The organism is Methylobacterium sp. TK31 (assembly GCF_055361545.1).
In genome coordinates this window covers 1,681,935-1,707,210 of sequence record NZ_CM143964.1, presented here as the reverse complement: position 1 = coordinate 1,707,210, position 25,276 = coordinate 1,681,935, and the positions used below count along the sequence as shown (strand labels likewise).

The window sequence follows — 25,276 nt, the reverse complement described above, 5'->3', positions numbered from 1 at the left end:
CCCAGGTTCTCCATGCACCGGCCGCGATCGCCGCGCGGTGTCGAGACGCACCCGCCCCACGCTGTGGACGACTGCGCCCGGCCGGAGCGCGCGGTCGCCTTTGCCCCTAGGATGGGACGATGGCTGCAGGGGTCCTGGATCGCGACCGGTTCGCGAAGTGTCGAGCACTGATGGAGCGCGGGGCCACGCCCGGCGAGCGGGCGGCCGGCCGCGCGGCCGCGACCCGGTTGGCCGCCGCCGCCGGCCTCGCGCTGGCCGATGCGCTCGCCCTGGCGGATGCCGCCCCTTCCGGCCCCGCTCCGGGACCCGGACGGACTCGGCGGCCGGCCGAGCGGACCTACCCCTGGGCGAAGCCCAGACCCGCGCCGGAGCCGGTCACGGTGGAGGAGTTGCGGCGGCAGAAGGCGGCGGACGAGGCGCGGCGCAGGACGGCGGCGGCGCGGGCCCGCAAGCGCCCCCAGGCCGCCGATCCCGACTGGGAGCGCTGGTCCGGCGAGGTTCGCGAGGCCCAGGCGGCCCGCGATCGCGATTGGGCGGCACGGCGCCCGCCGCGCCCATCCGACTGACGCGCGAACCCGGCCGCCCCGGCCCCGGGCATCGCGGCCGGACTGATAAAAATGTCGAAACGCACGCCTAAACTCACTCTCGGAGCGGGATGAACCGTTCCCGCATCATTAATTTATGATAAGAAGGCGACGAGGGGATATCGTCGCAAATAGATCCACGGGGCGATATTTATTCGTCGCGCTAATTGGCGATATTTATTCGTCGCGCTAATTAAAGAATCGCCGACAACTTTGCGTATTCCCGAAGAGTCCGCCGGGATGCCTTGAGGTCACCTACGGGAAAAGCCTCAGCTCGAATATTCCGCGGGGGCCGGGCGCTTCACGGAATCACTCTCTCGCCTCCGAGTGAACCCCATGCGCCTCACGCTCTACACCGATTACGCACTTCGCATCCTGATCTATCTTGGGGTCAACGGCGAGCGGCAGAGTTCCACGGCCGAGATCGCGCGCGCCTACCGAATCTCGGAGAGTCACCTGACCAAGGTGGTGCACCAGCTGGGTCGGCTGAGCATGATTCGGACCACGCGCGGCCGCGGCGGCGGGCTGCGGCTCGGACAACCCCCGGCCGAGATCCGCGTCGGCACCGTGGTTCGGGCGACGGAGGAGGATTTCACCCTGGCGGAGTGCTTTTCCGGGACCGCCTGCGTCCTGACGCCGATCTGCCGCCTGCAACGGGTCTTCGGGGAGGCCCTGAACGCCTTCCTGACGGTGCTCGACCAGGTCACCCTGGCGGACCTGATCGGCGGCTCCGCTGCCGAGATCACGCGCCTGCTCGGCCTGGACGCGCCGCGCGCCGGCGCGCAGACCTGACCTCTCCCTGGAGGGGCGCCCCGGCCCGCAGGAGCCCGGCCCCCAGAGGAAGGCGACCTCGAGTCGCCCCTCGCTCCGCCGCACCACCCGGCACAGGCGCGAGACCCGGTCGGCCCCGATGGCGAGCCGGACGGTCTCCGGCACGGCGGCCGTGCTGACGAGTCTCGGCCCGGCCCCGTCTTAGAAAGGCTGCCTCGGAAAGGCTGCCTCGGCAAAAGCCGTCTCGAAGAGGCTGCGCACGGTGCCGTCGAGGACCGAGCGGTCGCCGTCGAAGCCGATCTGCCCCGCCTCCAGCACCCGCCGGTGCATCGGCTGCCCCGGCACCGGCGTCGCCGGGCCTTCCCCGGCACCTTTCGGGGCCTGGGCTCAGTAGCTCTGCGTCGGCCGGTCGAGCACGGTCCGGCCCATCAGGCTGGCGGCGAGATCCACCATGAGGAGCGCCGTCCGTCCGCGCTCGTCGAGGAACGGGTTGAGCTCGACGAGATCGAGGCTGCCGACGAGGCGGGAATCGTGCAGCATCTCCATGATCAGGTGCGCCTCCCGGAAGGTCGCGCCCCCCGGCACCGTGGTGCCGACGCCCGGCGCGATGCCGGGGTCCAGGAAGTCCACGTCGAGGCTGACATGCAGGCGCCCGCGAGCCGCGGCGACCCGACCGAGGAACGCCCGCAGGGGTGCGACGACGCCGGCCTCGTCGATGCTGCGCATGTCGTGGATGAGCACGCCGGCCTCGATCACCGCCACCCGCTCGGCCGGGTCGAGGCTGCGCGTGCCCATCAGGCAGACGTTGCGCGGGTCGATCGGCGCGGAGGGAGGCGGCAGGTAGCCGGAAAAGCCCCGGCGGCCGGTGGCGTAGGCGAGGGGGACGCCGTGGAGATTGCCGCTCGTGGTGGTGTCGAGGGTGTGGAAATCCGCATGGGCGTCGAGCCAGAGCACGAAGAGGGGCCGCCCCTCCTGGGCCGCCCGGCGCCCGAGCCCCGACAGGGTGCCGGCCGACAGGCTGTGATCGCCCCCGAGGAAGATCGGGACGGCCTCGGCGCTGTGCGCATAGGCGGCCTCGGCCAGGGTCTCGGTCCAGGCCGCGAAGGCGCCGAGATGGCGCAGGGCGCCGTTGGGATGGGCCCGCTCCACGGCGGCGGCCGGCGGCGCGAGATCGCCCGCGTCGACGAGGTCGAGCCCGAGGTCCGAGAGGGTCTCGGCGAGGCCGGCGGCCCGGTAGGCGCTCGGCCCCATGTCGCAGCCGAGGCGGCCGGCACCTTCCTGCACGCGGGCGCCGAGAAGAAGGCAGCGTCGGTTCGTCATGGGGTCGTCTCGCTCCGCATCGTCGGCGCCTCATGCCAGGGCCGTGCCGCGGCCGGCCCCGCCTGCCCCGGCGCGAGGATAGCCGATCCGCATGACGGTCGTTCCGGGTCCGGCGCCGCAAGGCCCCGGCGCCGGCCGGCTTCCATGTTTTGTTAACCATTCCGGCCACAGCGTGCCGATCGGCGTCCGCGCCGTGGCCGTCCGCCACCGCCGAACCCCGAATTCGACGGCGCGTCCTTAATCCCGCCCGTTTCTCCGAGCCCACTGGGGCAGGTCGAAGCCCTGGTTCACGCAGCGGCCGCGACCCCGAACAAGGAGTTTCCCCATGATCAAAACGCTGCTGGCGCTCTTCACCGTCGCCGCCGTCCTGACGATCCGGGCGTTCCTGAAGCTTCTCTGGCTGCCGTTCCAAAGCTTCGGCGGCCTCCTGCGCGGCCGCCCGGCCGCCACCTGAACGGTCCGCCCTCCACCGGCGCGGCCCGTCACGCCCCGGATGCGGCGCGGGCCGCGGCAGGCCTCCGGCGCGGCGTGCGGGATTTCGGTTCGGCCGCGTCCGGTTTGCCGGCCGCCGATGGAGACGATTTCGGCTTGGCCGGACCCGGCCTCGCCTGGCGCGCCGCGCGCCCCGTCGGCGCCGCCGCCGCCGCCGCATGGGCATCGAGGAACCCGCGGCACGCCGCGAACTGCGTCTCGATCTCGGGCGGGCAGTCCAGGCCGCGCTCCGCGGCGAGACGTCTCGCGTAGCGCAGCATCGCGGCGCTCGGCGGCCGCGGCCCGTCGGCCGCGCCCGGCATCGCCGCGCGCGATGCGGCGGGTCCGGCCTCGGCATCCAGGAAGGCGCGGCAGCGGGCCAGGCTGCTCTTGCAGCCCCGGGGCAGGGCGAGGCCCTTGCGCGCGGCCAGCGAGACCGCGAAGGCCAGCATGGCCGGCGTCGGCGGCCGGTCCCCGCCGCGCGCCGACCCCCGCGAGGGCGGCGCCAGGCTCGGATCCAGGCTGACCACACCCGCCTGCGCGATGGCGCCGATCAGGCCGTCGAGGCGGGCGCGCGTGCGCGCCCGGAAGGCCTCAGCCCGGGCCCGGGCCTCCGACCGCGTGGGCGCCCGGCCGATCTCGGCGAGGTCCGCCTCGAACATCGCCCGGCCCACCGGGTCGCCATAGGCCGGAAACACCCGCCGCACCGCCGCGATGAAGGCGAGCCCCACCTCGGTCACCGTGAGGGCGGGGTCCTTGCCCTCGCCGAGGGCGAGGTAGTGGCTCTTCAGGAGCTTGGGCAGGATGGTGTCCCGGGTCGCGGCCGTGCCGAGCCCCTTCGGCTCGTTCGGATTGACCGGGTTCTCCAGGGCCCGCTTCGCCGCGGGGTCGTCCACCTGGTCGATCAGGCGGCCCATCACCACGGGGAGTTCGCCCCGGGTGATCCGCCGGGGCGGCTCCGTCACGGCCTCGGCGATGTCGGCGCCGGCGGCCGTCGCCGCCTCCCCGTCGCGCAGGGCGGGCAGGCGGGTCGCGCGCGCCTCGTCCTCCGGCCGGGCCTTGCCGGGAACGAGATCGGCCTCGATCTCGGCCTCCGCCCCGTAGAGCGCGCGCCAGCCCGGCACGCGCACGACGCGCCCGCTCACCGCGAAGCGCTTCGCGCCCAGCGGCGTCGCCACCTCGGCCACGACCTCGGTGCGCGCATCGATGCCGTCGGGCAGGTGGGCGGCGCCGTAGGCCTTGGCCACGAGTTCCCAGAGGCGGAAGAGGTCGGCCTCGAGGCGCGCGCGCTCCGGCACCTTGCGCAGGGGCACGATGGCGTGGTGCTCGCCCGGGTCCTTGACGTAGTGGCCCCTGGCCCCGCGCCGGATGACGGGCGCGTCCGCGCCGAGGAGGGACCCGAGCTCCGGCAGCACCGAACCGATGGCGGCCAGGACCGCGGCGGCATCCCCGGCCTGCCCCTCGGGCAGGGAATCCGACTCGGTGCGCGGATAGCTCAGATAGCCCTGGTCGTAGAGATCCTGCGCCAGCCGCGCCGTGTGCTGCGGATCCCAGCCGAAGCGCTTGGCGCAGCGCCGGGCCAGGGTGTCCTTCGAGAACAGGCGCGGTGGCGCCCGGCGCACGTCCCGCTGGGCCACCGCCAGGGGCCCGGACCAGGCGGCCGCCGCCGTCCGGATGGCCTCGGCCGCGGGGCGCTCGAAGATCCGTTCCTTCGGCAGGTGCCACAGGGTCAGGGCCGCCCCCGTGCCGGTCTCGACGTGCAGCGCCACCTTGAAGAAGTCCTGCGGCACGAAGGCCCGGATGCGGGCCTCGAGATCCGCCAGGATGGCGAGCGTCGGCGTCTGCACCCCGCCGAAGCGCCAGGGCTCGCGGAAGGCGGGCGGGCGCAGGCGCAGGGAGATCGCGCGCGTGCCGTTGAGGCCGAGATGGTAATCCTCGTATTGTCGGCAGAGCGCCTCCAGGTAGGCGGCGTAGTCCTGCTCGCCGGATTCCGGCTCACGGGCCAGGGTGGCGAAGGCCCGCCGGACCGAGACGTCGTCGAGGGCCCCGAGCTTCAGGCGGTCGACCCGGCCGCGCCAGCCGAGATGCTCCAGAACCTCCCAGGCGATCATCGAACCCTCGCGGCCCGGATCGGTGGCGATGATGACGCGCTCGACGCCGCGTAGGGCCTGGCCGATCGCCGCGAGCTTGCCCGCATGCGACTGGCCGGAGCGGCCGGTGCCGCAGATCACCGGGAGGGTGTCGAGGACGATCGGCAGGGTCTCGAACTGCCAGGATTTCCATTCCGGCCGGATGCGGCCGGGCTCCTCGGCGGTGAGCAGGTGACCTTCGGCGGCGACGCAGACGGTGCCGGGCGAGCGGAAGTAGCGCTGGAGTTGGCGCATCGCCGACGGCTTCTCGAAGAAGAACAGCGTGCGGCCGGCGGGGGCGGGGGACATGGATGCGGATCAGGCGGCCTGACCGAGGGCGTCCGCGGCATCAGGCCGGCTCCGGCGCGGGGCCGGCCCGGGCCGGTTCCCGGTCCGCGACCGCTCGGCCGGTGCCACCGGATCGACCGACGAGAAGGGCCGGACCAGCACGCGCCGGCCGCGCAGATCGTGGACGGTGACGTGCCATTCCGCCCAGTTCCCGGCCTCGCCGAGGCTGCGCATCACGTCCCGCGCCACCGCCTCGGCCCGCCGCACCAGGCGATGCGGGGCCCGGATGTCGTTCCCGACGGCATCGAACACGCATTCGCGTCCGTTGGTGCAGTGGAAGCGATAGCGGGCCATGCTGCTCGGACTCCCTCGTCGACGCGCCGCCGGACGGCGCTGAGTTCACTCTCTGTTCTCATATGAGGGCAAGAGAGCCGGGATGGCAAGCGTGCGAGAATGGCAAGCGTGCGAGAATGGCAAGCGTGCGAGAATGGCAAGCGTGCGAGAATGGCAAGCGTGCGAGAACGGCAAGCGTGCGAGAACGGCAAACGCGTGGGTGTGGCAACAGTTCGAACAACCGGAGGCCCGGGCCCGCCGCGGCCCGGGCCCTTCCGGCAGTTGCATGCACCCCAGTCGATGTTTCGCCCTCGAATGCCGGCGCGGGCCTGGGGCGTCCACCAATTCCCCGATCGGCGTGGCCGTACGGCGGATCGCCCTTCTACCGAACGCCCGGGAGAAGAGATCGCGAACTTGCCGCGGAGACCGAACCACAGACAGGGGTTCGATGCGACGTCACCCAAACCCCGTTCGAGGGCATTAGATTTTTCACATCTTTCAATGTAAAGCTTGTATGTCAATGTTGATGCAGCGGGTTGCTTAAAAAAGCATTCCGATATGCACTCATGACTGGGTGAATTCGCATATAAAATCGGGGCTTTCGACCCACAGGGTCACGCCTGGACACTCAGACAGAACATGAACCAAAAAATCAGATCTTAATTGATATCACGTAAATACGCAGATGACCGATATGAATATTTGAATATTACTTGAGAAACAAGCTATCCCCTAAGTTGCGCGGCCAAGAGATTCAAGCAGATTTACAACATATGCTGATAACAATTGATTGTTTGTCAGGAGGAGGCTAGGTTCACGGCTCTTCGCAAAGCAAGGGTCGTTCGTTTGACAATCGCTTCGATGGACCCCGTTGAGTCGGAAACAATTTACAAGCACAAGACCGCTCGACAAAGCATCGATTCCATTCAATGGAGCCGTGGTCTCGCAGCGATAGGCGTCTTCCTCTTCCACCTCGATATCAGCACGACCGAGAAATTTGGCCATACTTGGTGGTCCGGCTGGTTCCTGGGCGGATCAACGGGCGTTGAATTCTTCTTCGTCATCAGCGGATTCATCATCCTTCACACCCATCGCACCGACGTCGGTCAACCGCGGCAATTGACGAGCTTCATCAGCAAACGGTTTATCCGTCTTTATCCGATCTACTGGTTCGTCGCCGTTCCTCTCGGCCTCGTCTTGCTTCTCGGGGCCTCATCTCACGTGAGCCGCACCTTGACGGGAAGCGATGTCATCCTCGATCTGCTGCTGATTCCGCGCGAAGGCGCGCGCACTCTTCAACCCGCCTGGACTCTGCAGCACGAGCTGGTGTTCTACTTGATTTTTTCCGCACTCATCTGCAACGCGGCGGTCGGCTTACTTGTCTTCGCATCCTGGCAATGCGCCTGCCTCGCAACACTGGTCTTCGATCTCATCCCGGTCGGTTATCAGAACATGCAGCCGCTGGCGCGATTCTTCGGCCACGAGAATTTCGGATTCCTGATTGGAATGCTCATCGCACTGGCTTACCGGAGATACGGTCGCGACCACGCGGCCCTGTTCCGCAACACCGGCGTCCTGGGTGCAGCCGGACTGGTGCTCGCCTTCGCACTTCGCGGCTGTTCGAGCCGGGCGATCTTCCCGAACGCGGCTGCCGAGGCGCTTCTGTTCTTTGTGCTCTACGCGATGCTGATGCTCGGACTCCTGACTGTGAGAGGTACGCGCTTTCCCATCCTCCGGAAGGCGCTCGGCGTTCTCGGCTCGGCCTCCTACGTCCTGTACCTCGTCCATGAGCCGATCATTTCGATCGCCGTGAAGATCGCACAGAGCCCGATCCTGGCAGGCCGGGTGACCGGCTCGACCGTGGCGATCACCGCCTTCGCCGCCGGCGTTTCCGTTGCGATCGGGGTCCACCGGCTCGTGGAGCAGCCGCTCCTCGCGTTCCTGAGGAACGCCGCCTTCGGACATCCACCCGTCTCGAAGATGGCCGGTCAGGCGCTCTGAGGGCGCCGAGGACGGGAGGGCCGGCCGGTAAGGGGTCGGGAGGCTTACGGGTCCGCGTCCGACGGCGTCCCCGCCGCGTCGCCACAGGTGCCCGCGCTTCTCACCGGGCCGTCGGGTCGGGAAGCTTGAAACCGGGTTTGTCCAACGCCGAGTCCGGGGTGATGCGCCCCACGAATCCGCCGCCCCCGCCCTGGGGCTCCGCCCGCGTGGGAAGCGCGCCGTCCGTTGCCCGCGTGAGCGGGTTCTGGCTGCCCGCCGCGATGTCGGGGCTCAGCGCGTTCGGATCGATGCTCTTCAGCTTGAGGCCATCGCTGGCGAGGCTTTCGCGCGCGAGCCGATAGGCGAACGTGACGTCCCGGTTCCCCAGGGCGGTCACGGCTTCCGTCATGCGGCGGCTGACGTTGGAATCGCGCGACTCGCAATAGGCGGACACGCGTCCGAGACCGTATCCGATCGCCTGCCGCTGGTCCGGGAGCGCCGTACGGGCCAAGCGCAGGAGGGTCGGCAGGGCTTGGGGGCCCGTCAGAGCGAGACTCTCGACCTCGGCCGAAATGCCTCGCGGGTCATTCGGATGACGCGTGAAGAGTTCCGAGGGCCGGTCGAGGAACGCGTCCGCGGCGATGTCTGAAACCCTGCGCTTCGGTGGGCAGGCGGCCGACACGGAGTGAGCCGAAACAGCCAGGATCACGACACCCAGCAGGCTCGATCTTGAAGACATTCCCAAAGCTCGATCCCCATCCAGCAGGCACTTCAGGGCGAACGCGATCCGGCCTCGCCGCTCCCGGCAAGAAGGCACCTCGAATGTCCAGGATGCCCCTCGGGACGCTGTAAGTCATCACCGAGCCGACCACAACGACCGGGCACCGCTGGTCCGCTATCGGCCTCCGGCACCGCCCCGCATGCTTCTCTGACGGCAGGTGCGGCCCATATCCTCGTAGCCCGCGGGACAGCGGCGTACGCAGGCTCCGGCCGCGTATTTGAGCGGGGGCCTGCACGCCCGGCTGAACCGCTGCTCCTGAAACAGGAAGTCCTTCGCGGGGCTCTGCGCCGCCGCCGGAAGGATCGGGGCGACCGGCGACGCGACCGCGACGATCAGAACAGCCACACGAGGAAAACGCATCAGGAATCGTCCCGGGCAGGAAGCCATCGCATCAACGCACGCGGGCCCGGCGCGTTCGGCCCTGTCTCTCGGCGGCAGAGACTCTCTTGGCGGCAGAGACCGGGCCTTGGCAGCGCAGACCGGGCCACGGCCATGCGCCGACCCCGGACCGGAACCCGGGAGCCCCGAACGGCGGTCTCACTTCAGGCAGCCCACGCAGATGCCTCTGGACAGCGCGACGCCATCCTGGCCGCCCACCGGGCTCGAGCCACGGCGCCGGCCGGCATCGCGCTTCAAGCCGCTGCGCATCTTCGCCGCCTGCCGTTCGACCGCCGGGGACGGCGCGAGCGCGTGTCCCGGAGCGGCCCCGTGCTGGGCCGCCTGCTCGCGCTGCACGTCGCGAAGGAGGGCACGCCCCTCCCGGCCCGCCTCGGCGATCTTTCGATCCGAGGCCGACAGCTCCGTCGCGCGCCCGGGGGAGGGCAGGACCAGGGCGGCCAGATGCAGAGTGGCCAGGTGCAGGACGACAAAGTGCAGGACGACCAAGGGCAGGGCGGCGAGGACGGCGACGGCGCGGGGCGGCCGCCCCGACCGGCCCCGGAATCCGCATAGAGCGTCACGCATCGAACCGTCTCACGACCACATCCCGCTCAAACCGGAGAATCCACCCGCGGGCGCCGGACTCGGCCCAGGAAGCGGTCCAGGAACACGTATCGGCGCGCGTCGTTCCGGATTGTCTCCGCCCGGTCTCCGAGGGTTCGTCGGGACCCGCCAGGGTGGCCGCACGTCAGCTGCGCCGTTCCGCCTCGCCCGCCTTCACCGCCGCGTCGTAGCCCGCGGTCCACTGGGCATGCGCCTCGGTGCCCTCCGCATAGGGGCAGTCCTCCCGGCGCAGGCCCTTGCCGGGCGCGTAGTAGCCGAGGGCATGGTGATCGAGATTGTCGTCCGGCGATTCTGTCATGCGGATCAGGTAGGGCGCCGGGCCGGTCCCCCCAAGGGCACGCATGCGCATCCGCCCGGGAAGCAGTCCCATCGGCTGGTCGACACGGCGCCGGATCTCCCGCCGCGGGCTGCGCCACGCCGCCGGGGCATCGGGCGAAGAAGCCCGCAGCGCCGGAGGGAGCGCGCCCATGTGAGGACGGCGATCGCCGATTTTGGCGGAAGGGGTGGGACATTCCGCGCAAACTCATTAATTCGTTTTAAATTAATTACTTATCAGATCATCGACGGCACTCCTGTAGCGCAGAACTGTAGCACTTGATAACGGCTAGGAGAGTCGGGCGAAACAGCGGAAGAAAGCTTTTCACACTTCGAAGCAGAGACGGCCGAGGAAGGCGTAAGCCGCTTCCGGGAGAGCGGCCCCGCTAACGGCAACTGACAAGCACAAAAAATACCTTCGAAGACCTTGTATGGAACGGACCGAGAACACACCTCCTCGGCGCGGTCAAGCTTGGCAGCGCCTTAAGATACGGAGCAGTTCGATGCGCAACGGTTTATACAAGGTGGCCTTTCGTACTCCGCGCGGCGAGGGGTCCGGTGTGGTTCATCTTCAGGATGGCAAGCTCCATGGCGGTGATAGCATGCAGTACTATGTGGGCGAGTACCACGCGGAAGGAGACCACTTCCGGGCAGATGTCGCTTCGAAGGAGCACAGCCGCTATCCTGGTATGCAGTCGGTGTTCGGCGTTCCTACGGCTCACATCTCACTAACCGGCAAGTTTAAGGGCGACACCGGCACCTTCGACGGGACGGCGCATGAGGCTCCGGGAGTGAAGTTCACGGCAACGCTCACGCGTATCTGCGACTGAGTACAATAAACTCGCAGAAGGGAGGGAGCACAGGGCGCGGCATGTTAGGTAGTGCGCGCGTCGTAACTCTCCCTCCCATTTCTCCAGGACCTCCCGCCTCAACGAGCTCGAAGATGTCACGTACCTGCATCATCTGTGGCGCCCCAGCGAACTCACGCGAGCATATTTTCCCGGCGGCGTTGGGAGGATTACGAGTTAACCGTGGCATCTATTGTGACACTCATAACAACGCCTTCTCTGGCCTTGCTGGGGTACTGACCCGGCAATTTGGGATGTGGAACGCTCTACTGGGCGTTCGCGACCGTGACAGGCGTCCCCGGGTCCTCCACACATCTACCCCAGAAGGTGAAGATGTCGTCGTCACCGCGGGTCAAGTGCGCCGGGTGAACACTAGCCCAATCGATCCGGAAGGGGGCATCTACCTTCAATTAACGCTTGGCGGTCCTGAAGGATTGTCCGCAGTCGGCTATGTGGCGCTGACGTTCCTTGCGCACCATTTCGGCGCCCTGGCGCGGGATGTTGGGTTCACGCCTATCAAGGATTTCATCCAAGGACATGGCGAGAACAGCTTTGTGTGGTGGGAAAGCGATACTGTCACCAGGGACTTACCGGCCAATCCCTTCGCGTTTGGCCACACGATCATCCTGACAACGACTGCCGCTACTGGGGAGGCGAGGGCGCTGGTTTCCCTATTCCAAACTCTCACTCTCGGCGTCGCCCTTGGGCGAGCGGAGGAAGCAACCGACCGGACCGTCACTGTCTTCATTGATCCGCACGCTGAGCGGCAACCCATAGACACCGAGGTTCGAGACAGTGCTAGCGTTGATTACCACATAAGACCACCGGAGCCGATGCACGCGCATCTGGAGCGCATGGTACTTCATGGGCACGGCCAGGAACTTTTGACAGGCCTCATGGCTCGTATTGAGCGGTGGCACTTCGGAAACGAGATGGCTCCCGTTCTGGAACGACTGAACACGGCCAGAGCGTTGCAGACCGTCGAACGCTTGCATGTCATCCGACAAATCGTGGCCGAGGAGGGAGTTGTACGCGTCCACCGTGTGATGCGCCATGTCGTGAGCGGCCTGCGGGACCAGATGGCGGGGCGGCCTGACATGGCACCGTTGATGGCGCTCCTGTCTGCTCAAGTGTCGCTGAACGAGGCGCGCACCAACATCAGCGAGGAGGCTGAGATACCAGTTTTACAGGTAGTCGGTGCCTTTATCGTCACGCTCAACGATAAGCTCTCACGAGAGCCTGTCGATATGGACTACCTGTGGATGCTCTTTAGTGGCTACGAGGGAGCTCGCATCGCCACCCAAGTAATGACGGCGCCGCTTCTGGCTATGCTTGGCGAGCGCCTGAACGAGCCCCCCGAGCCCGAGACGTAAGCGCGCCAAGGCGCTCTATCACCGACCGCCCCGAAGCGGCCTGCCAGTAGAAGCCCCTTTGTTTTACCGAAAAATCTGTGAGGGCATCGACAGATTGGCGCAGCGGGTTTCCCCCTGGTACCCCTCCAGACGCGCGCGGTATCCCGTGCGGTATCGCGCCCAGGCGCACGAGAGAAGCACGAGCGGGCGCACCTGGACACGTAGTCCGGGGGCAGGGAGGCTGGACTCCAAACCCAGAGGCTACCAGCAAGCGCGCGGCAGGCGCCGCTTCCACCGCTCCCCACGGGAAAGCTCAGCGGTCTCGCTCTGGTCACCCCGCACGGGGCGCGTCAGAGACCGCGAGGTGGGCATAGGAACGGGCGGAGGCGTCGCAACCTCCTGGACTACGGGGTCAGCATCCACGGTCCCCAGGGCGACCTTTCTAGGCCTTCCTCTACGGCGTGAGGCTTCAGAGACCTCAAGAGGGTCCACGCGGCGCACGCGCGGCAGGGGCTGTTCAGGAGGTAGGGCAGGGGCTGGCTCGGGCCCTGAGGGTTCCCAGACGATGAGGCTGGGCAGGATGCGCCTAGGCTCAGCATCCTTCACTGTCCCGACTTGGGTAGCACGGGGCTCCAGGCGGAAGGCCAGCGAGGGCGAGTCCTGAGCGCTCCTGCCGCCCTTGCGCGGCGTTCGTGGCGCCTTCGGGGTGATAATGGCGCGGCCCTGGTGGAGCCCGTGCTTGGTCTCGACGGTAAATGTCCGCCGGGTCTGCTTACGCAACATGCTGTCTCTGAACGAAATGGCGCGAGGGCCTAGGATCGAAGATGGGCACGCTTACGAGCTTCCGCTACCGTATTGTTGCAACGGGCTTAAGCGGACGTAACGCAAAGCCCTTGGGCCGCAATCGCGGCGAGGCACGGGCTTGGTAAGGGGTCCGTGCATCGGGCGCTAAGCGAGGCCCCGAAGGCGACGTGAGGGGCCTCCGAGAAAGAGGCCGCCCCCGGTAAGAGGAGCGGCCCAAGTCAAGAGAGGAAACGCCCCACAGGGCGCGCACGCGGCGCAAGGGGTAAGCATGGACCGCGTGCATTGCACCAACACAACGTGCGTTGCACAGTTCCGCTACCCTGGCCTATCACGATCGACACCTGCCCCGTATCCAGTTTCCAGAGCACGCGCGTGAAGCTCGCCTGCCTTCTGCGCAAGGTCTCTGGTTTCGAAGCTCCCCATCGAGCCAATGCGGTGAGCCCTATCGGAAGAGATGAGGTCATACCTGTACCGGCTTGGTTCGGCCGAGCACTGTCTAACGACAACCTCGAAGGTTCGGACGGGTAACTTAGTCATCTTCAGAAATTGTCACGACTGGATACGACAGCCAAGCCCACCCTTGTGCGCTGTTGAGCCTCAGGTACGTGCTGCTTTCGCGTATGCGAAGCGCCCCGGCTTACGGGCTCTATGAGTAGGAGAGTGTGGGGGCCTGCGGCGCTGAGGCTGCCCCCGAGCGGGGGGGGGCTTGGGTACGGCGCGTCCGCTGCGAAACCTGAGAGGGGCTGAAGGAGGGCGCGGCGCCCTACGGTAGGATCACTTCACCGTCTGCCCGTACCCAACGAGTACCCGCAACTGTCCAGGAAACCGCTCCCGAAAAGAGAATCAGACCGACCAACATAAGCATGATGCCGAACTGGATACCGGTATCGGTCTCAGCCACTCCATCGACCCAAGCCCACCAAGCCAGCTCAAATAAGCCAATGCCCGAGGTAGCAAGGTAAGCCCACCTAAGGAACAGTCTCCAGGCAGCGCGAGCGCCCCGAGGCCCACTAACGAGGCGAAGACCGACTATGATGGCTGCCGGTCCAAAGGCGATGCTGGCAACGATGAGCAGGAAAGTTTGCATACGGCAACCGTTTAGCGCCAGGGAGCCAGGACGCTAGCTATGTCGCGGAACAAGCTGATAGGCAAACCGTTGACAGTCAGATTGGAACTGATCTAATTCGCAAGTGAAGGCGGCCCCGGCTGCCGATGCAATCTGAGGAGCAACACCCATGGCTGGCAACGCGCATTGCGATAGCTGCAAGTTCTTCGAGGAGCACAAGACGAATGGCGCCCAGGCGTCCGGTGACGAGGGCTTGTGCCGTTACAACCCGCCCGTGACCCAGCCCGCTCCCGAGTCCAAGGGTCTGTGGCCGGTGGTCGCCAACAGCGATTGGTGCGGTCACTTCACCCCCGAGATGTCGGCCGCCGAGTAAGCGCTCCACATCACGAGACCATCAGAGGCCAGCCTTCGGGTTGGCCTTTTTCGTTTGGGGCGCGGACGGACGATGGCCAACCCCGTGCCTCGACAAGGCAGAGTGAGGGACCCTACAACGCGTTTCGCTTCAGGGAGGTAGTCATCCGCCCTCCGCTGACCTCAGCATCCGGGTTGCGGACCTCGCGCATCCTCGGGGCGGACCCAGTCGTCAGGTAGACCAACACCGTCAGTGCCAAGAGCACTTTCGCGCCCATTGCCGTTGCCCCTCATCGTTAAGGAGCGGTGGATAGGATCGATACCTTTCGAGTTTGTTGCGGTGCGAGATACGGGGGCTGGCACACGCCGGGTTCCCCTAGCGTGGTAAGCGAACCGCTAAAGCGAGCCGAACGGAGCCCCCGTCCGCATCACATCAGGCCACTGCCGAAACAATCTCTCGGCCCTTGACCGAACCCATGGGCCTGTGGCGTGTTCCTCATCCGTTCTCACTGCGGATCGAAGGGGGATTATCGCGTGGCACCGAGAGACGAGACCCGGCCACCTACAGCCTCCTGCCCCATCGAAGCCATTGCCCAGGCCTACCTTGTGACCACCGAGGGTAACGAAGGGCAGGCGCTACGCATCGCCATCACGGACGCCCTGGCAGACCTCATGGAAGGCGACAGGCGAGCCCGCGCCCACAGCCGGCTCATCTCTCGGGGCTACGTGCGTGGTGGTCTGGACGATGCCGCCGAGGAAGCCTGATGCCGTCCCGAACCTCGCGGCCTACCCGTATGTCGTGGTCCGCGTGGCTTGCACCATGTGCCGTCACCGGACGGGGAGCTATCGGCTGGCGAGGCTGGCCGCGAGGTTCGGCCCTGAGACGCCGCTAGAGGAGGTCTTGCAGCTCATCGCCCTGGACTGCCCGCACCGGGACCACCCAGGGAGGCGGAAGGGGAACCAGTACGTGCCCCGCTGCCATGCCCACTTCCCGGACTTAGAGCGAGCACCCACACCGCCAGATTTGCCGCCGAGCTTGATGGGGCTTCGAGTTATCCAGGGCGGGAAACGGTGAGGAGACCGGCTTACAGGTCCCATGGGTGGGCGGTGAGGGGCTCTAGATCACTACCGAAGCGCTGGGCTGGGGATCGGCGTAGCTGAATCGTTCGGCTGTGGTGATGGCGCCCTGGGTGCCTGCGGAGCGGGATTGGAAGGCACCTGTTGCTGCGGAGTTTGAGGCTGCACGCCCTGATCCTCCGCTATGGCTTGATTGGCCTTGTCCTGAAGGCCGTCAGCGGTCTGTTGGGTGATGAGCCCGTAAGACACCGCGATTGCCAACGCGATGGCGATGACCGCCCCGAGTATCGTCCTCTTGAGCTTGTCCGTCATCGGTGCAGCCTTTCGGGTTCGATACGTGCCGAAGCGACCAACGAGCCGCACCAGCAACAAGTGGCGTCCTTCGTCTCAGGATTACCTAGGTCGCGGAGTTGCATGTGGCGAGGCCGCTCCAGGGCGCGTTAGGCGACCCTCAGGAGCACATCATGAACATGCTGACCACCATTCCGAACGCGCTCACGATGTCGAGCCTGGAGATCGCAAACCGCACCGAGAAGAAGCACTTCAACGTCCTCAATCAGACATCCAGCTTGGTTAGAGATAAGCCGAGCGATTCTTACGCGAATTATTTTCGACAGCCACACGCACCGCCACACGGCCGATAATGGCCGCGAGTAGGCATCTCATGGTTCAGGTAAATCAGTGAGTTAAGTGTGATCGACTCGTATGCACACAGGGACTTAAAGTCTTGTGTAGTGAGTTAGAGGCGCATTCGTCCTGCTTAGCGCGCTTGACGTTGTTGTAAGTTGCTGCGACAGATGCGCCTATCCGAGGCATTTTATGCATAGTTGCGCCAGCGTGAACCAACCGACTCCATCCCAAGAGATTGCAAAGCTCATCAAAATCATCCGGCTTTCACGGCATGTTGGCAACGTTAAGCGGCCAGATGGCAAGTGGGTTGATCTGATGACTCCTCAGGCGCTCCAAATCCTCTTCGAGATAGCTGTGCATCCCGGCATAACTATGAAAGAGCTTGAGACCGCATCTGGTGTCGCTCTTGGTTCAGTATCGCGGAACCTCATGGCACTCGGTAAATGGCATCGCCTACAAACGCCGGGTTTGGAGTTGATCGAGACGATAGATGATCCGCGTGAGTACCGCAGGAAGGTGGCGTTTCTCACGGTCAAAGGGCGCAAGTTTGTTTCTGACGTGCTGACGATCCATTCAGGCGCAAAAGCTTCATTTTCTGTGCCAACAGCTAAGGAATTTTTATCTCACTCTCGGTAATAAAACCGGGGGTGGATAGTATTTGCTGATAATCGCACTGATTATCTTCGCTATCAAGACTGGCATCTAGCCGCGTAGACGCTATGGAACTTATCTAGGATAAGCGTCGCCGTTCGCAAGAAACCAATTCCGGTGAGCGACTGAGACCACAACAATGACGCGCGTTAAATTTCCCGGCTGTGAAATCGATCTAAGCCTGACCTACTTTTATGGAAGCTTTTGCCTAATAGGCGAGGTGTGCGTTGAGACGCGGTCGGTGGTGAAGGGTCGTTGGTGGCTCGACTACATGTACGAGAAGGGCTGCCTAGAGCTGTTCGTTGGGCGAACCCACATTATTCTTTGTCGTCCGTATCAGCCTACCAGCAACCGGAATGACCTCTCTGCTGCCTGACTATTTTAGCGCATAGAAGGACGGCTAGAAGTCGCTACGTTAATGGTGGGACTGGGTTATTTGCGTTGGTTGCCCAGGCCCACCAGCTAATTACCCGACACACAGGCTAAACTCGCACTCACAGCGAAAGGCTCAGACTGGTCGCTGACGCCTGCAAAGCAAACTCCACGAGAGGCAGAATGTTTATTGAGAATTTGCGAGACGGCATCGACTAATTCGAGTTCGCCAGTTTCCCCCTCGGCACCCCTCGCGCGGTATGGCGTGGTATCGCCCACAAGTATCGCGCCCAAGCGCACGAGAGAAGCACGCTCGCGTTGCAGTCGCCCACGATCCCTGACAGCATAGCTTTACGTTGGAGAGTGAGCCGATGGGTTTCGTGGGCTTCGTGCTTTGGCTGGTGTTCGCGGTCGCCCAGTTCTTCGCCTTCGGTGATGGGGCCAGAGACTGGTGGCACTTCGGTGGCCTCGGAATCGGCATCACATTCGTTGTGTGTCTCGTCCTGGGGCCGTTGGGTGGACTGGTGATGGCTGTTGTCGGCTTCCACGGTGCGACTGCTGTCTGGGGGTGGCCCTGGTGGCAAGCTCTGCTGCTGGTCGCTCCTGGGCTGGTCTTTTCGGTGATCGCTACGGGCGCAAGTGGTCTCGGTGCCCTCATCTCGATGGTATCGAGGCCTAGCAGACGCCGTTGATAGAGCAGTTCAATTTGGGTGTGCTCCTAGCAGACTGGTTCAGCATGCCCTTGGGAGTGGTTCAGTAAACCTTCTTGACTAACCAAAATAGACTGTCGTACTGTGAACCATCCAAAGCAGACTGGATGGGGTTTCCGATGTTCGTTAGAGCCTACCTTCGCGCCAGCACCACCGAACAAGATGCAGAGCGTGCAAGAGGGCAGCTCGAAGCCTTCGCAGCCGAACGCAGTCTCACTATCGCAGCTTGGTACGTCGAGAACGAGAGCGGCTCAAAGCTGACCCGTCCAGAGCTGTTCAGGCTTCTGAAGGATGCCCGTCCGGGCGACATGCTCTTGGTCGAACAGGTAGACCGGCTGTCTCGGCTGACCTCCGCTGACTGGGAGAAGCTGAAAGCTGAGATCGCATCTCGCTCCATCCGTGTCGTTGCACTCGACCTACCCACATCATGGATGATGGCGACCACCAACCCTGACGAGTTCACCGGGCGCATGTTCGCTGCCATTAACGGCATGATGCTCGACATGCTCGCTGCCGTGGCTCGCAAGGACTATGAGGATCGCCGCAGACGACAGACTGAAGGCCAGCTCAAGGCGAAGGAAGCAGGCGTCTACAAGGGCCGTCCTGAGGACAAGGAGCGCAACGCTGGTATCGCTGACCTCCTCGCCAAGGGCGTGTCGTGGTCTCAGATACAGGCTGCCACCGGATGCAGCCGTGCGACCATCGCAAAGGTCGCCAAGCGGGCCGCGTGACCGCACCATCACCAAGGCTCCTGGGAAACCTTGCTGCCGCTCAGGCGCTTGTCAGGCATGTTCTTTTTCTTTTCCAACCGCCTGGGCTGCCTGGGCTCTATCATTATCTCGGCGGTGCTTACGCTGATCGTGCTCGCGCTCATTCGAGGGTTCTAGGCGGCAGCTCTCTAGGTTTACCCCGCACACAGGCTAGAGGACGTCGTTTTCAGACGGCTGCTTGTGCACCCAGTTCGGCCTGCACCTGTCTGTACGCCTGCTCCAGCACGCCGCAGGGGTACTTGCCGACCTTATTGCGATGCGCACCTTCGACGTTCGGTCGGACCTTCTTCGGCTTCGTTCCGAGGATTTCCTGATGAAGGGCTGAGGCTCTCAATCCAACGCGGATGATGAAGCCTCGCTCCCAGTTCTCACCGCCCAAGCGCATGAACTGCCGGGTGGTCAGCAGCATCACTCGACAGGGTTTGCACGCCGTGCAGTCGGCAGGTGATGTGGTCACGACAAGGCCCTTGAACGTACCTACCAACTATACGCACGGACCTGCGTCCGCAAGCGCGTAAAAATCCAACTAGCTCAGTGCCTTGAGTGAAATTCGGCTTATTACCCCACTCTCTCGGAGAAACGGGCATCATCCGTCGTTGGTCGTTCACCTCTCGCACTCGTCTTCCGTCTCAGCGTCTGTCCCTCAGAGGACGGGCTCAGTTCCCCTTCTAGGCCAACCTAACGCCGCCTCTCGCGGCCCTTACGGCCTCCTACCCAGGATCATCACACATGACAGTCCGATCTTGCCGTGCGCCCGGCTGTGGCGCGCGAACGTCCCGCTATGGGGCGTTCTGCCAGACCCATCGTTCCCGCTCTCGTCGTCACGGTCACCCGGAGCAAGAGAGCGTCACCAAGGCCGACCTCACCCAACACCTAAAGCTCGTCCGAGCACGCATCGCGAGGAACGAGACAAGCCCGCTATGGGCTGAGTGCGAGGCTCGATGGAACGCGGTGCTGGAACACGCTCGCCGCGTCCTGGCAGCCTTCCAACGTGGTCAGGCAGGCTATCGCCCTGACCGGATCGCAGCCCAGGAGGTGGTCCAGCTCGCAAGCAACGTGGAGCCATCGACGGTGGTCGAGACGACCTTCGCCATGTTCCTCCTGCAGGATCGTCAGCCTCGACGGTTCCGCTCGGACCAAGCCTTCCGCTTCCAGCTCGTTAGACGCTTGCGCGGGCTGACAGAGCTGAACGCGGGCTCTTGGTACAACCACAAGACCGGGAAGACCCACAAAGCCTATCGGGAGCTGACACCGCGTGCGGTGATGGTGTTCGGTCAATGGGTGGCCGATGCCCTTGGGGGTGTCGGCTTGTACCTCGCCAAGCTCGAACGAGAGCAGGAGGAGGCGAAGCACCAGAGCATGAGGTCTTTGGCGGGAGCCCTGGAGGCGCTTCAGTGAAGTCTATGCCTGCTCATAAAGCCTGCCTTGTCATCCCTCCGGGGGAGCAAGGTCTATTACCCACGTTCACAACACGCTCGAAAACATAAATGGAATACACCGACACCGTTCTCGACCGGAGAACCGGCGAACTCGTAACCGTAAGCGCAGGAGACTGGATCACCCTCACAGAGCTAGGAGACCGATACAGCGTCAGTAAGATCAAGGTGCGCGCTGTTTTACGGAAGATGGGTTTTCTCTACGTCACGGGAGGAAGATCACATAACCGTCATCACCTCATGCCTTGGGTCATCACACAGGGTCTCGGTAAACACGTCCCCGCAAAGCGCAAGGGCCAATACCCCTTCGATGTCGTAGGCCCTGAGGGCCAAGAATGGGTTTCCAGCCGGTGGTCTGCGACCATCGAGACTATGGAGGCCGAGCAAGGTAGCTCCGCTGTCATGGACGCCCGTCTGGCACTTCAGGCTTTCAAAGACAATCGTGGTCGGCATGACCTGAACATCCAAGGAAGTGTTCTCTGGCTTCTCGATCACTGTCCTGCTCTCACACACACAGAGATCGCAACGGCACTCGGGGTGACCCAGCAACTTATCAGTCGCTATGTGAGCCTTCGCAGTCGGCAGCTACAAGGTGCCAGACTTCGCCGTGACATGTCGCCCGATGTGTTCACCAAGGATCTAGTTTCACTAAATCATCCAGCTGACTTGATGCCTTTGATACCCTCCGGGGGAGCAAGGTCTATTACCCACGTCCACAACACGCTCGAAAACGTACCCACGCATCGCCCAAGCTGAACGCTAGGGCTTTCTCCGTTTCATCCAACATCACGAGAACCACATGAACGATCCCGTCCCGTCACAGGGCGCGAGCGAAGGCACACCTGTGTCCGCTCCCCAGAGCATCACACCTACGTCACAGGAAGCCACCTCAGGGGCCGTTACGCTTCCAGAGCAGAACGTAACGGTTCCTTCCGCGCCACCTACAGCCCCACAGACGGGCACCAAGCCTGCCCCGGTAGTTGCCCAGCCTCCGGCTCCCATGCCCGCTCCTGAGGCTCCTACGGGCATCCAACCGCCCCGCATCACCCAGCCCATCGTGGCCCCGGTATCGAACGGCCCATGGGAGCCCGAGCTGGAGCGTTCATCCGCCTCAGCGGGTGTTGACGTGAACCTCATGCGCCGCGTGGCGACCACTGAGAGCACCGATAACCCCGGCGCTCGTGCCCGTACCTCCAGCGCCAAGGGCCTGTTCCAGATCGTGGACGGGACGTGGAACGACCTCTCGGCCCGCTACCCCCAGCTCGGCCTGAACAACCGGTTGGACCCCATCCAGCAGGCCCGTGTCGCCCCGTACTACATGCGGGAGATCAACGAGAACCTGACGCGCGTCCTTGGGCGTGCGCCTACGGCCTCTGAGAGCAAGTTAGGGTGGGTCTTCGGTCCCACGGGTGGTGCCATGATCCTGAAGGCGTCCCCTGACACTCCGGTGGATCGCGTCCTCGACACGGCAGCCATCGCCTCCAACCCCGGCATCTTCAAGAACGTGCGGACGGTCGGTGACCTCTACACCTGGGCCGGTGGGAAGATGGGCGAGGAAGGGGCTCACCCGAAGCCCCGTATCGACCTCAAGCCCTTCCTGGCTCCCGGTCACGATGCCGAGCACCTCGACAAGATGGACTGGGACCTCAAGTCCCGCCTCGCGAACATGGTCGCGGACATGCCTGAGAACCTTCGGGCCAAGTTCCAGATCAACTCTGGCTTCCGTTCCCCGGAGCGTCAGGCCGAGCTGTTCGATGCTGCCGTGAAGAAGTACGGCTCGGAGGAGGCTGCCCGTAAGTGGGTCGCTCCTCCCGGCAACTCGATGCACAACCACGGCAAGGCTGCCGACCTCAACATGAACGGCGACCCTGCCGTGAAGGAGTGGCTCCACGCCAACGCAGCCAAGTACGGCCTTGGGTTCCCCATGAGCCACGAGCCGTGGCACATCGAGGCCCTGGACGCGCGCGCCTCCAAGATCGCCCGCATGGGCATGACCAGTGACCCGGCCAGCACCTCTCAGCGCATCCCCTTCTCCCGTGAGGATGACCGTCAGCGGGTGAAAGCCGAGGAGGACCGGAGCTACTCCCTCGTCCAGGCTGCCCAGGCTTCGGCCACGCAGGACTGGATGATCGCCAATGCCCTGAAGTCCAACAACAAGGCCGTCTACGATCCCGCGTTCAAGGTCACAAAACAGCTCCTTCAGCAGGACGAGATCAAGGCGCTGGACGCCCGCTATCTGCCTTACCTTTCGATAGCGTCGTCTGAACAGGACTGGGACTTCCGCGTAAGGCAGGCTCAGGCCGATGCGGAACGAGAGCGTAGGCTTGCCGCCACGAAGTATGGCTCTCTCGTCCGCATGGCAGTCGGACTGGCTGATCCTGCGGGCCTCGCCATCTCCTTCCTGGCACCTGTGGGTGCTGTGGCGAAGCTCGCTGGTGCAGGTCGTGTGGCCCGCTTTGGCGCAGCGGCTGCTGATGGTGCTCTGGGAGCGGTCGCCTCGGACATTCCCGCGATGCTCAACAAGCCCGGTTACGAGACGCAGGACGCCCTCTGGGCTGGCGTGATGGGCACTGCGGGATACCTGGCTCTCAACCGTCATGCCTGGAAGGGCACCCACATCGAGGAGACGGCAGAGCAGGCCGTGAAGTCCATGCACACCCTCCGCACCGAGCTGGAGAGTGGAACAGCGTTCGACAACAAATCTGCCGGTGCTGCCTCAGTGCCCTGGCAGCGGGATGCCGTCCGCTCTGACACCTACGAGATGAGCTTCCTTGAGACGGAAGCCACGGGAGACGCCTTCGTGAACCCGATGCGGTTCGACATGGCCCGTCACAAGAACTCAAAGAACCCTCTCGTTGCCGCTCTGACCGACACCCTGGTGCAGGATACAGTGGGCAACAAGAACACCTCGAAGGCTGTCTCGATCCCCGTGGAGGCCCAGGCACGGCAACTTCAGGAGCAGGCCAACACGGCTTGGTCGCGTGAGTACGAGGCCGCTACGGGCGACTACCGGAAGCGGAACAACATCTCATGGTACGACTGGGAGTTCGGGGGCAAGGAAGTGGAGTTCCAACGCTCCATCTCCTACGCCGTCCGCAACTCTGACCCTCTGGCCCAGGTCGATCCTGCTGTGAAGCAGATGGCGACCGCGTGGCAGAAGCAGTCCGAGAGCTGGCGCGAGTACGCCCGTAACCCTGGCTACAAGCGCGGTGAGACCATGCGTCCCTTACCGGGTGCCGAGGACTGGGCCGACAACCCGAACTACCTCCCTCGGTACACCAACTGGGGCCGCTTCAACGAGCTGAACATGGAGCACGGGAACGAGCTTCGCAGGCTCATCGGCACGGCCATCGAGCGGAAGAACCCTGACCTCGATCCGAAGTTCGCCGCCAAGTTGGGCTCCTACTACTACGACCGCCTCGCAAAGGTGGATGCAGGGCAGGAGATGACCACCATGAAGGCCCTCTCAGGGTCTGACGTGGAGACCTTACGGGCTGATCTGGTGCGCTACGGGCTCGATGAGGTGGAGGTGAACAAGGCCCTCTACCAGCTCGATGAGAAGGCCAGTGCTGAAGGGAGCAAGTCGATGACGAGCCGTCAGAAGCGCCGGACGGTCATGGACGAGAACTTCTCAATGACCCTGGAGGGACGCAACGGGGCCCGTGAGGTCGCCATAGCAGACCTCTGGGAGGACAACATGCACGCCATCGTCCACGCCTACAACAAGCAGATGTCGGGGGCTGTGGCCTTCGGTCAGATGCGGATCGAGAACCCGAAGTGGCACCCTGACGGGGACGCTCCGAAGTACCTCGTGGACGGCATCCATTCCGATGGCGACTGGCAGAAGCTCATGGCCCAGGCACGCGCTCTGGACAGTGACCTTCGCCCCCAGGATCGCGCCAAGACCCTGGAGCGGGAACTGAACGACCTCCAGTTTGCCTACGACACGATCCGTGGAGTGCCACAGAGCGTGGACCGGACGCGGCTCGGCCAGGCCATGAGGGTGGTCCAGAACGTCAACTTCGTGCGCCTGATGTCCCAGGCCGGATGGTCGTCGGTGGCTGAGTTCGGTCGCATCCTGGGTGAGTTCGGCGTGAAGCACATGCTCCAGACCATCCCTGGCTTCCGTGACTTCATGCGAGACGCCAAGACCGGCAAGCTCCTTCGGGACGAGCTGGAGGACTGGGAGTACGCCTTCACCAGCGGCACGGACCATCTCCGTGGCTCTGGGATCACTTGGCAGGGCAACGACGTGGCCTCTCAGATGGCTGACGGTGCCTCCAGAAGCTCCCGTCTCGATGCCGCTGAACAGATCACCAAGAAGGCTTCACGCTACACCTCGATGGTCTCCCTGGCCCCCATCACCACGTTCCAAGAGCGTTGGGCGATGAAGGCTGCGGTGTCGAAGTTCCGTGCGGCTGCCCTGGAGGATGGTGCCCTCTCCGAGAAGCGGATGCGCCTTATCGGCCTCGATCAGGACATGCAGAAGCGGGTGCTGAAGGAGATCAAGACGCACAGCGCTACCATCAAGGGTGAGAGGGGACGCGACATTCAAATCCTCGGTCTGGAGCAGTGGGAGCCCCAGGCTCGCTCTGCCTTCGAGCACGCGATCACAACGTGGACCCGCAGGACCATTCAGCAGAATGACCTGGGGCAGATGAACGCGATGCTGGGTTCGCCCTTCGCCAAGATACTGTTCCAGTTCAGGAACTTCGTTATCGGCGCTTGGTCGAAGCAAACGCTCTCAGCGGTTCATAATCACGAGCTGAACGACCTGTTCGGGTTCATGGCTTCGATGATGTTCGGGGCCATGGCGTACACCGTCCAGACCAACCTCAACCTCCTTGGCATGTCCGAGGAGGACAAGAAGAAGGCTGCGAGCGACCGCCTGTCGGATGCCAAGATCGCTATGGCGGGGTTCCAGAGAGCGGGTGCTTCGTCCCTCATCCCTGGTGCCTTCGACTTCGGAGCGGGGATCGCGGGCTTCGACCCGTGGTTCAACACCCGATCCACTCAGAACCCTTCAGCAGGCTTGCTCGCCAACCCCACTGCCGGGCTAGTGGACGACTTCATGAAGGGGGTCGGCGGGGTCACCAGCTCCTTCCACGAGGGCGGCAAGCTGGTCAGCGGGGACGTTCGCAACCTCTCCAGGGCACTGAACGTGCTGCATAACTACCCGCTGATGCTCCAGACCATCAACGCCACATCATCGCTCCTCCCGGCCAAGTAACCGGG

At 64.4% G+C, this 25,276-nt stretch carries 23 protein-coding genes; 15 read left to right on the top strand and 8 right to left on the bottom strand.

Annotated elements, in window-relative coordinates; all coding sequences use genetic code 11:
* The first annotated feature begins 119 nt into the window (after window positions 1-119).
* Window positions 120-566, top strand: coding sequence for a hypothetical protein (locus ACXJY8_RS07805; RefSeq protein WP_463778371.1), 447 nt, complete (start codon window positions 120-122; stop codon window positions 564-566).
* A gap of 354 nt (window positions 567-920) precedes the next feature.
* Window positions 921-1,376, top strand: coding sequence for an RrF2 family transcriptional regulator (locus tag ACXJY8_RS07800; RefSeq protein ID WP_463778369.1), 456 nt, complete (start codon window positions 921-923; stop codon window positions 1,374-1,376).
* Between the two features lie 180 nt (window positions 1,377-1,556).
* On the opposite strand, the gene ACXJY8_RS07795 is transcribed toward ACXJY8_RS07800, so the two are convergent.
* Entirely contained in the window at window positions 1,557-1,685 is a 129-nt protein-coding gene (locus ACXJY8_RS07795) for a hypothetical protein (RefSeq protein WP_463778367.1), read from the bottom strand.
* A gap of 57 nt (window positions 1,686-1,742) precedes the next feature.
* Entirely contained in the window at window positions 1,743-2,675 is a 933-nt protein-coding gene (gene rocF / locus ACXJY8_RS07790; protein WP_463778365.1) for an arginase, read from the bottom strand.
* Window positions 2,676-3,000: 325 nt separating this feature from the next.
* Between rocF and ACXJY8_RS07785 the strand changes: the two genes are divergently transcribed.
* A complete protein-coding gene (locus ACXJY8_RS07785) occupies window positions 3,001-3,129 on the top strand; it encodes a hypothetical protein (protein ID WP_272481505.1) in 129 nt (42 codons plus the stop codon).
* A gap of 28 nt (window positions 3,130-3,157) precedes the next feature.
* Here ACXJY8_RS07785 and ACXJY8_RS07780 read toward each other — a convergent pair whose 3' ends face one another.
* Both ACXJY8_RS07780 and ACXJY8_RS07775 read right to left on the bottom strand, forming a co-directional pair.
* A complete protein-coding gene (locus ACXJY8_RS07780; RefSeq protein WP_463778359.1) occupies window positions 3,158-5,584 on the bottom strand; it encodes a type IA DNA topoisomerase in 2,427 nt (808 codons plus the stop codon).
* Window positions 5,585-5,593: 9 nt separating this feature from the next.
* Window positions 5,594-5,917 (bottom strand): DUF6894 family protein, encoded by a 324-nt coding sequence (locus ACXJY8_RS07775; RefSeq protein ID WP_463778354.1) that lies wholly within the window; start codon window positions 5,915-5,917, stop codon window positions 5,594-5,596.
* An 840-nt stretch (window positions 5,918-6,757) separates the two neighbouring features.
* Here ACXJY8_RS07775 and ACXJY8_RS07770 point away from each other — a divergent pair.
* Window positions 6,758-7,897 (top strand): acyltransferase family protein, encoded by a 1,140-nt coding sequence (locus tag ACXJY8_RS07770; protein ID WP_463778352.1) that lies wholly within the window; start codon window positions 6,758-6,760, stop codon window positions 7,895-7,897.
* A 100-nt stretch (window positions 7,898-7,997) separates the two neighbouring features.
* On the opposite strand, the gene ACXJY8_RS07765 is transcribed toward ACXJY8_RS07770, so the two are convergent.
* The 3 genes from ACXJY8_RS07765 to ACXJY8_RS07755 all read right to left on the bottom strand — a co-directional run bounded on the left by ACXJY8_RS07765 (window position 7,998) and on the right by ACXJY8_RS07755 (window position 10,002).
* The gene (locus ACXJY8_RS07765) at window positions 7,998-8,615 is read right to left on the bottom strand and encodes a hypothetical protein (RefSeq protein WP_463778350.1); all 618 of its coding nucleotides are present in this window, start codon (window positions 8,613-8,615) and stop codon (window positions 7,998-8,000) included.
* 579 nt (window positions 8,616-9,194) lie between these two features.
* Window positions 9,195-9,620, bottom strand: a complete 426-nt coding sequence (locus ACXJY8_RS07760; protein WP_463778347.1) for a hypothetical protein — start codon at window positions 9,618-9,620, stop codon at window positions 9,195-9,197.
* 163 nt (window positions 9,621-9,783) lie between these two features.
* Window positions 9,784-10,002 (bottom strand): ribosome modulation factor, encoded by a 219-nt coding sequence (locus ACXJY8_RS07755; protein ID WP_463778344.1) that lies wholly within the window; start codon window positions 10,000-10,002, stop codon window positions 9,784-9,786.
* Between the two features lie 475 nt (window positions 10,003-10,477).
* On the opposite strand from ACXJY8_RS07755, the gene ACXJY8_RS07750 reads away from it, so the two are divergent.
* From ACXJY8_RS07750 to ACXJY8_RS07715, 8 genes are all read left to right on the top strand, one after another.
* Complete coding sequence (locus tag ACXJY8_RS07750) at window positions 10,478-10,804, top strand: hypothetical protein (RefSeq protein ID WP_463778340.1); 327 nt, start codon at window positions 10,478-10,480, stop codon at window positions 10,802-10,804.
* 113 nt (window positions 10,805-10,917) lie between these two features.
* Window positions 10,918-12,195, top strand: coding sequence for a hypothetical protein (locus ACXJY8_RS07745; protein ID WP_463778337.1), 1,278 nt, complete (start codon window positions 10,918-10,920; stop codon window positions 12,193-12,195).
* Window positions 12,196-14,213: 2,018 nt separating this feature from the next.
* Window positions 14,214-14,417 (top strand): hypothetical protein, encoded by a 204-nt coding sequence (locus ACXJY8_RS07740; RefSeq protein WP_463778334.1) that lies wholly within the window; start codon window positions 14,214-14,216, stop codon window positions 14,415-14,417.
* A gap of 512 nt (window positions 14,418-14,929) precedes the next feature.
* Window positions 14,930-15,160, top strand: coding sequence for a hypothetical protein (locus tag ACXJY8_RS07735; RefSeq protein ID WP_463778332.1), 231 nt, complete (start codon window positions 14,930-14,932; stop codon window positions 15,158-15,160).
* A gap of 776 nt (window positions 15,161-15,936) precedes the next feature.
* Window positions 15,937-16,116 carry a hypothetical protein gene (locus ACXJY8_RS07730; RefSeq protein ID WP_463778329.1) on the top strand — a complete coding sequence of 60 codons (180 nt, stop codon included), beginning with the start codon at window positions 15,937-15,939 and terminating at the stop codon, window positions 16,114-16,116.
* A 193-nt stretch (window positions 16,117-16,309) separates the two neighbouring features.
* Entirely contained in the window at window positions 16,310-16,738 is a 429-nt protein-coding gene (locus ACXJY8_RS07725) for a MarR family winged helix-turn-helix transcriptional regulator (RefSeq protein ID WP_463778327.1), read from the top strand.
* A 758-nt stretch (window positions 16,739-17,496) separates the two neighbouring features.
* Window positions 17,497-17,817, top strand: a complete 321-nt coding sequence (locus ACXJY8_RS07720; protein ID WP_463778325.1) for a hypothetical protein — start codon at window positions 17,497-17,499, stop codon at window positions 17,815-17,817.
* Window positions 17,818-17,954: 137 nt separating this feature from the next.
* Entirely contained in the window at window positions 17,955-18,566 is a 612-nt protein-coding gene (locus tag ACXJY8_RS07715) for a recombinase family protein (RefSeq protein ID WP_463778322.1), read from the top strand.
* Between the two features lie 205 nt (window positions 18,567-18,771).
* On the opposite strand, the gene ACXJY8_RS07710 is transcribed toward ACXJY8_RS07715, so the two are convergent.
* The gene (locus tag ACXJY8_RS07710; RefSeq protein WP_463778318.1) at window positions 18,772-19,014 is read right to left on the bottom strand and encodes a hypothetical protein; all 243 of its coding nucleotides are present in this window, start codon (window positions 19,012-19,014) and stop codon (window positions 18,772-18,774) included.
* Window positions 19,015-19,556: 542 nt separating this feature from the next.
* On the opposite strand from ACXJY8_RS07710, the gene ACXJY8_RS07705 reads away from it, so the two are divergent.
* The 3 genes from ACXJY8_RS07705 (at window position 19,557) to ACXJY8_RS07695 (ending at window position 25,271) form a co-directional block, all read left to right on the top strand.
* Window positions 19,557-20,003: a hypothetical protein gene (locus tag ACXJY8_RS07705; RefSeq protein ID WP_463778315.1), complete on the top strand. Its 447-nt coding sequence runs from the start codon at window positions 19,557-19,559 to the stop codon at window positions 20,001-20,003.
* A gap of 89 nt (window positions 20,004-20,092) precedes the next feature.
* The gene (locus ACXJY8_RS07700) at window positions 20,093-20,797 is read left to right on the top strand and encodes a hypothetical protein (protein ID WP_463778311.1); all 705 of its coding nucleotides are present in this window, start codon (window positions 20,093-20,095) and stop codon (window positions 20,795-20,797) included.
* 43 nt (window positions 20,798-20,840) lie between these two features.
* Window positions 20,841-25,271 (top strand): D-alanyl-D-alanine carboxypeptidase family protein, encoded by a 4,431-nt coding sequence (locus ACXJY8_RS07695; protein ID WP_463778308.1) that lies wholly within the window; start codon window positions 20,841-20,843, stop codon window positions 25,269-25,271.
* Window positions 25,272-25,276: the final 5 nt, after the last annotated feature.

What these genes read in the sequence shown, in the direction of transcription:
- ACXJY8_RS07770 (WP_463778352.1), top strand. Translation starts at nt 6,758, where the DNA reads ATGGACCCCGTTGAGTCGGAAACAATTTACAAGCACAAGACCGCTCGA.
- ACXJY8_RS07765 (WP_463778350.1), bottom strand. Translation starts at nt 8,615, where the DNA reads ATGTCTTCAAGATCGAGCCTGCTGGGTGTCGTGATCCTGGCTGTTTCG.
- ACXJY8_RS07745 (WP_463778337.1), top strand. Translation starts at nt 10,918, where the DNA reads ATGTCACGTACCTGCATCATCTGTGGCGCCCCAGCGAACTCACGCGAG.
- ACXJY8_RS07720 (WP_463778325.1), top strand. Translation starts at nt 17,497, where the DNA reads ATGGGTTTCGTGGGCTTCGTGCTTTGGCTGGTGTTCGCGGTCGCCCAG.
- ACXJY8_RS07710 (WP_463778318.1), bottom strand. Translation starts at nt 19,014, where the DNA reads ATGCTGCTGACCACCCGGCAGTTCATGCGCTTGGGCGGTGAGAACTGG.
- ACXJY8_RS07760 (WP_463778347.1), bottom strand. Translation starts at nt 9,620, where the DNA reads ATGCGTGACGCTCTATGCGGATTCCGGGGCCGGTCGGGGCGGCCGCCC.
- ACXJY8_RS07700 (WP_463778311.1), top strand. Translation starts at nt 20,093, where the DNA reads ATGGAATACACCGACACCGTTCTCGACCGGAGAACCGGCGAACTCGTA.
- ACXJY8_RS07785 (WP_272481505.1), top strand. Translation starts at nt 3,001, where the DNA reads ATGATCAAAACGCTGCTGGCGCTCTTCACCGTCGCCGCCGTCCTGACG.
- ACXJY8_RS07755 (WP_463778344.1), bottom strand. Translation starts at nt 10,002, where the DNA reads ATGCGTGCCCTTGGGGGGACCGGCCCGGCGCCCTACCTGATCCGCATG.
- ACXJY8_RS07800 (WP_463778369.1), top strand. Translation starts at nt 921, where the DNA reads ATGCGCCTCACGCTCTACACCGATTACGCACTTCGCATCCTGATCTAT.
- ACXJY8_RS07695 (WP_463778308.1), top strand. Translation starts at nt 20,841, where the DNA reads ATGAACGATCCCGTCCCGTCACAGGGCGCGAGCGAAGGCACACCTGTG.
- ACXJY8_RS07780 (WP_463778359.1), bottom strand. Translation starts at nt 5,584, where the DNA reads ATGTCCCCCGCCCCCGCCGGCCGCACGCTGTTCTTCTTCGAGAAGCCG.
- ACXJY8_RS07795 (WP_463778367.1), bottom strand. Translation starts at nt 1,685, where the DNA reads ATGCACCGGCGGGTGCTGGAGGCGGGGCAGATCGGCTTCGACGGCGAC.
- ACXJY8_RS07805 (WP_463778371.1), top strand. Translation starts at nt 120, where the DNA reads ATGGCTGCAGGGGTCCTGGATCGCGACCGGTTCGCGAAGTGTCGAGCA.
- ACXJY8_RS07775 (WP_463778354.1), bottom strand. Translation starts at nt 5,917, where the DNA reads ATGGCCCGCTATCGCTTCCACTGCACCAACGGACGCGAATGCGTGTTC.
- ACXJY8_RS07730 (WP_463778329.1), top strand. Translation starts at nt 15,937, where the DNA reads ATGAACATGCTGACCACCATTCCGAACGCGCTCACGATGTCGAGCCTG.
- ACXJY8_RS07740 (WP_463778334.1), top strand. Translation starts at nt 14,214, where the DNA reads ATGGCTGGCAACGCGCATTGCGATAGCTGCAAGTTCTTCGAGGAGCAC.
- ACXJY8_RS07715 (WP_463778322.1), top strand. Translation starts at nt 17,955, where the DNA reads ATGTTCGTTAGAGCCTACCTTCGCGCCAGCACCACCGAACAAGATGCA.
- ACXJY8_RS07750 (WP_463778340.1), top strand. Translation starts at nt 10,478, where the DNA reads ATGCGCAACGGTTTATACAAGGTGGCCTTTCGTACTCCGCGCGGCGAG.
- rocF (WP_463778365.1), bottom strand. Translation starts at nt 2,675, where the DNA reads ATGACGAACCGACGCTGCCTTCTTCTCGGCGCCCGCGTGCAGGAAGGT.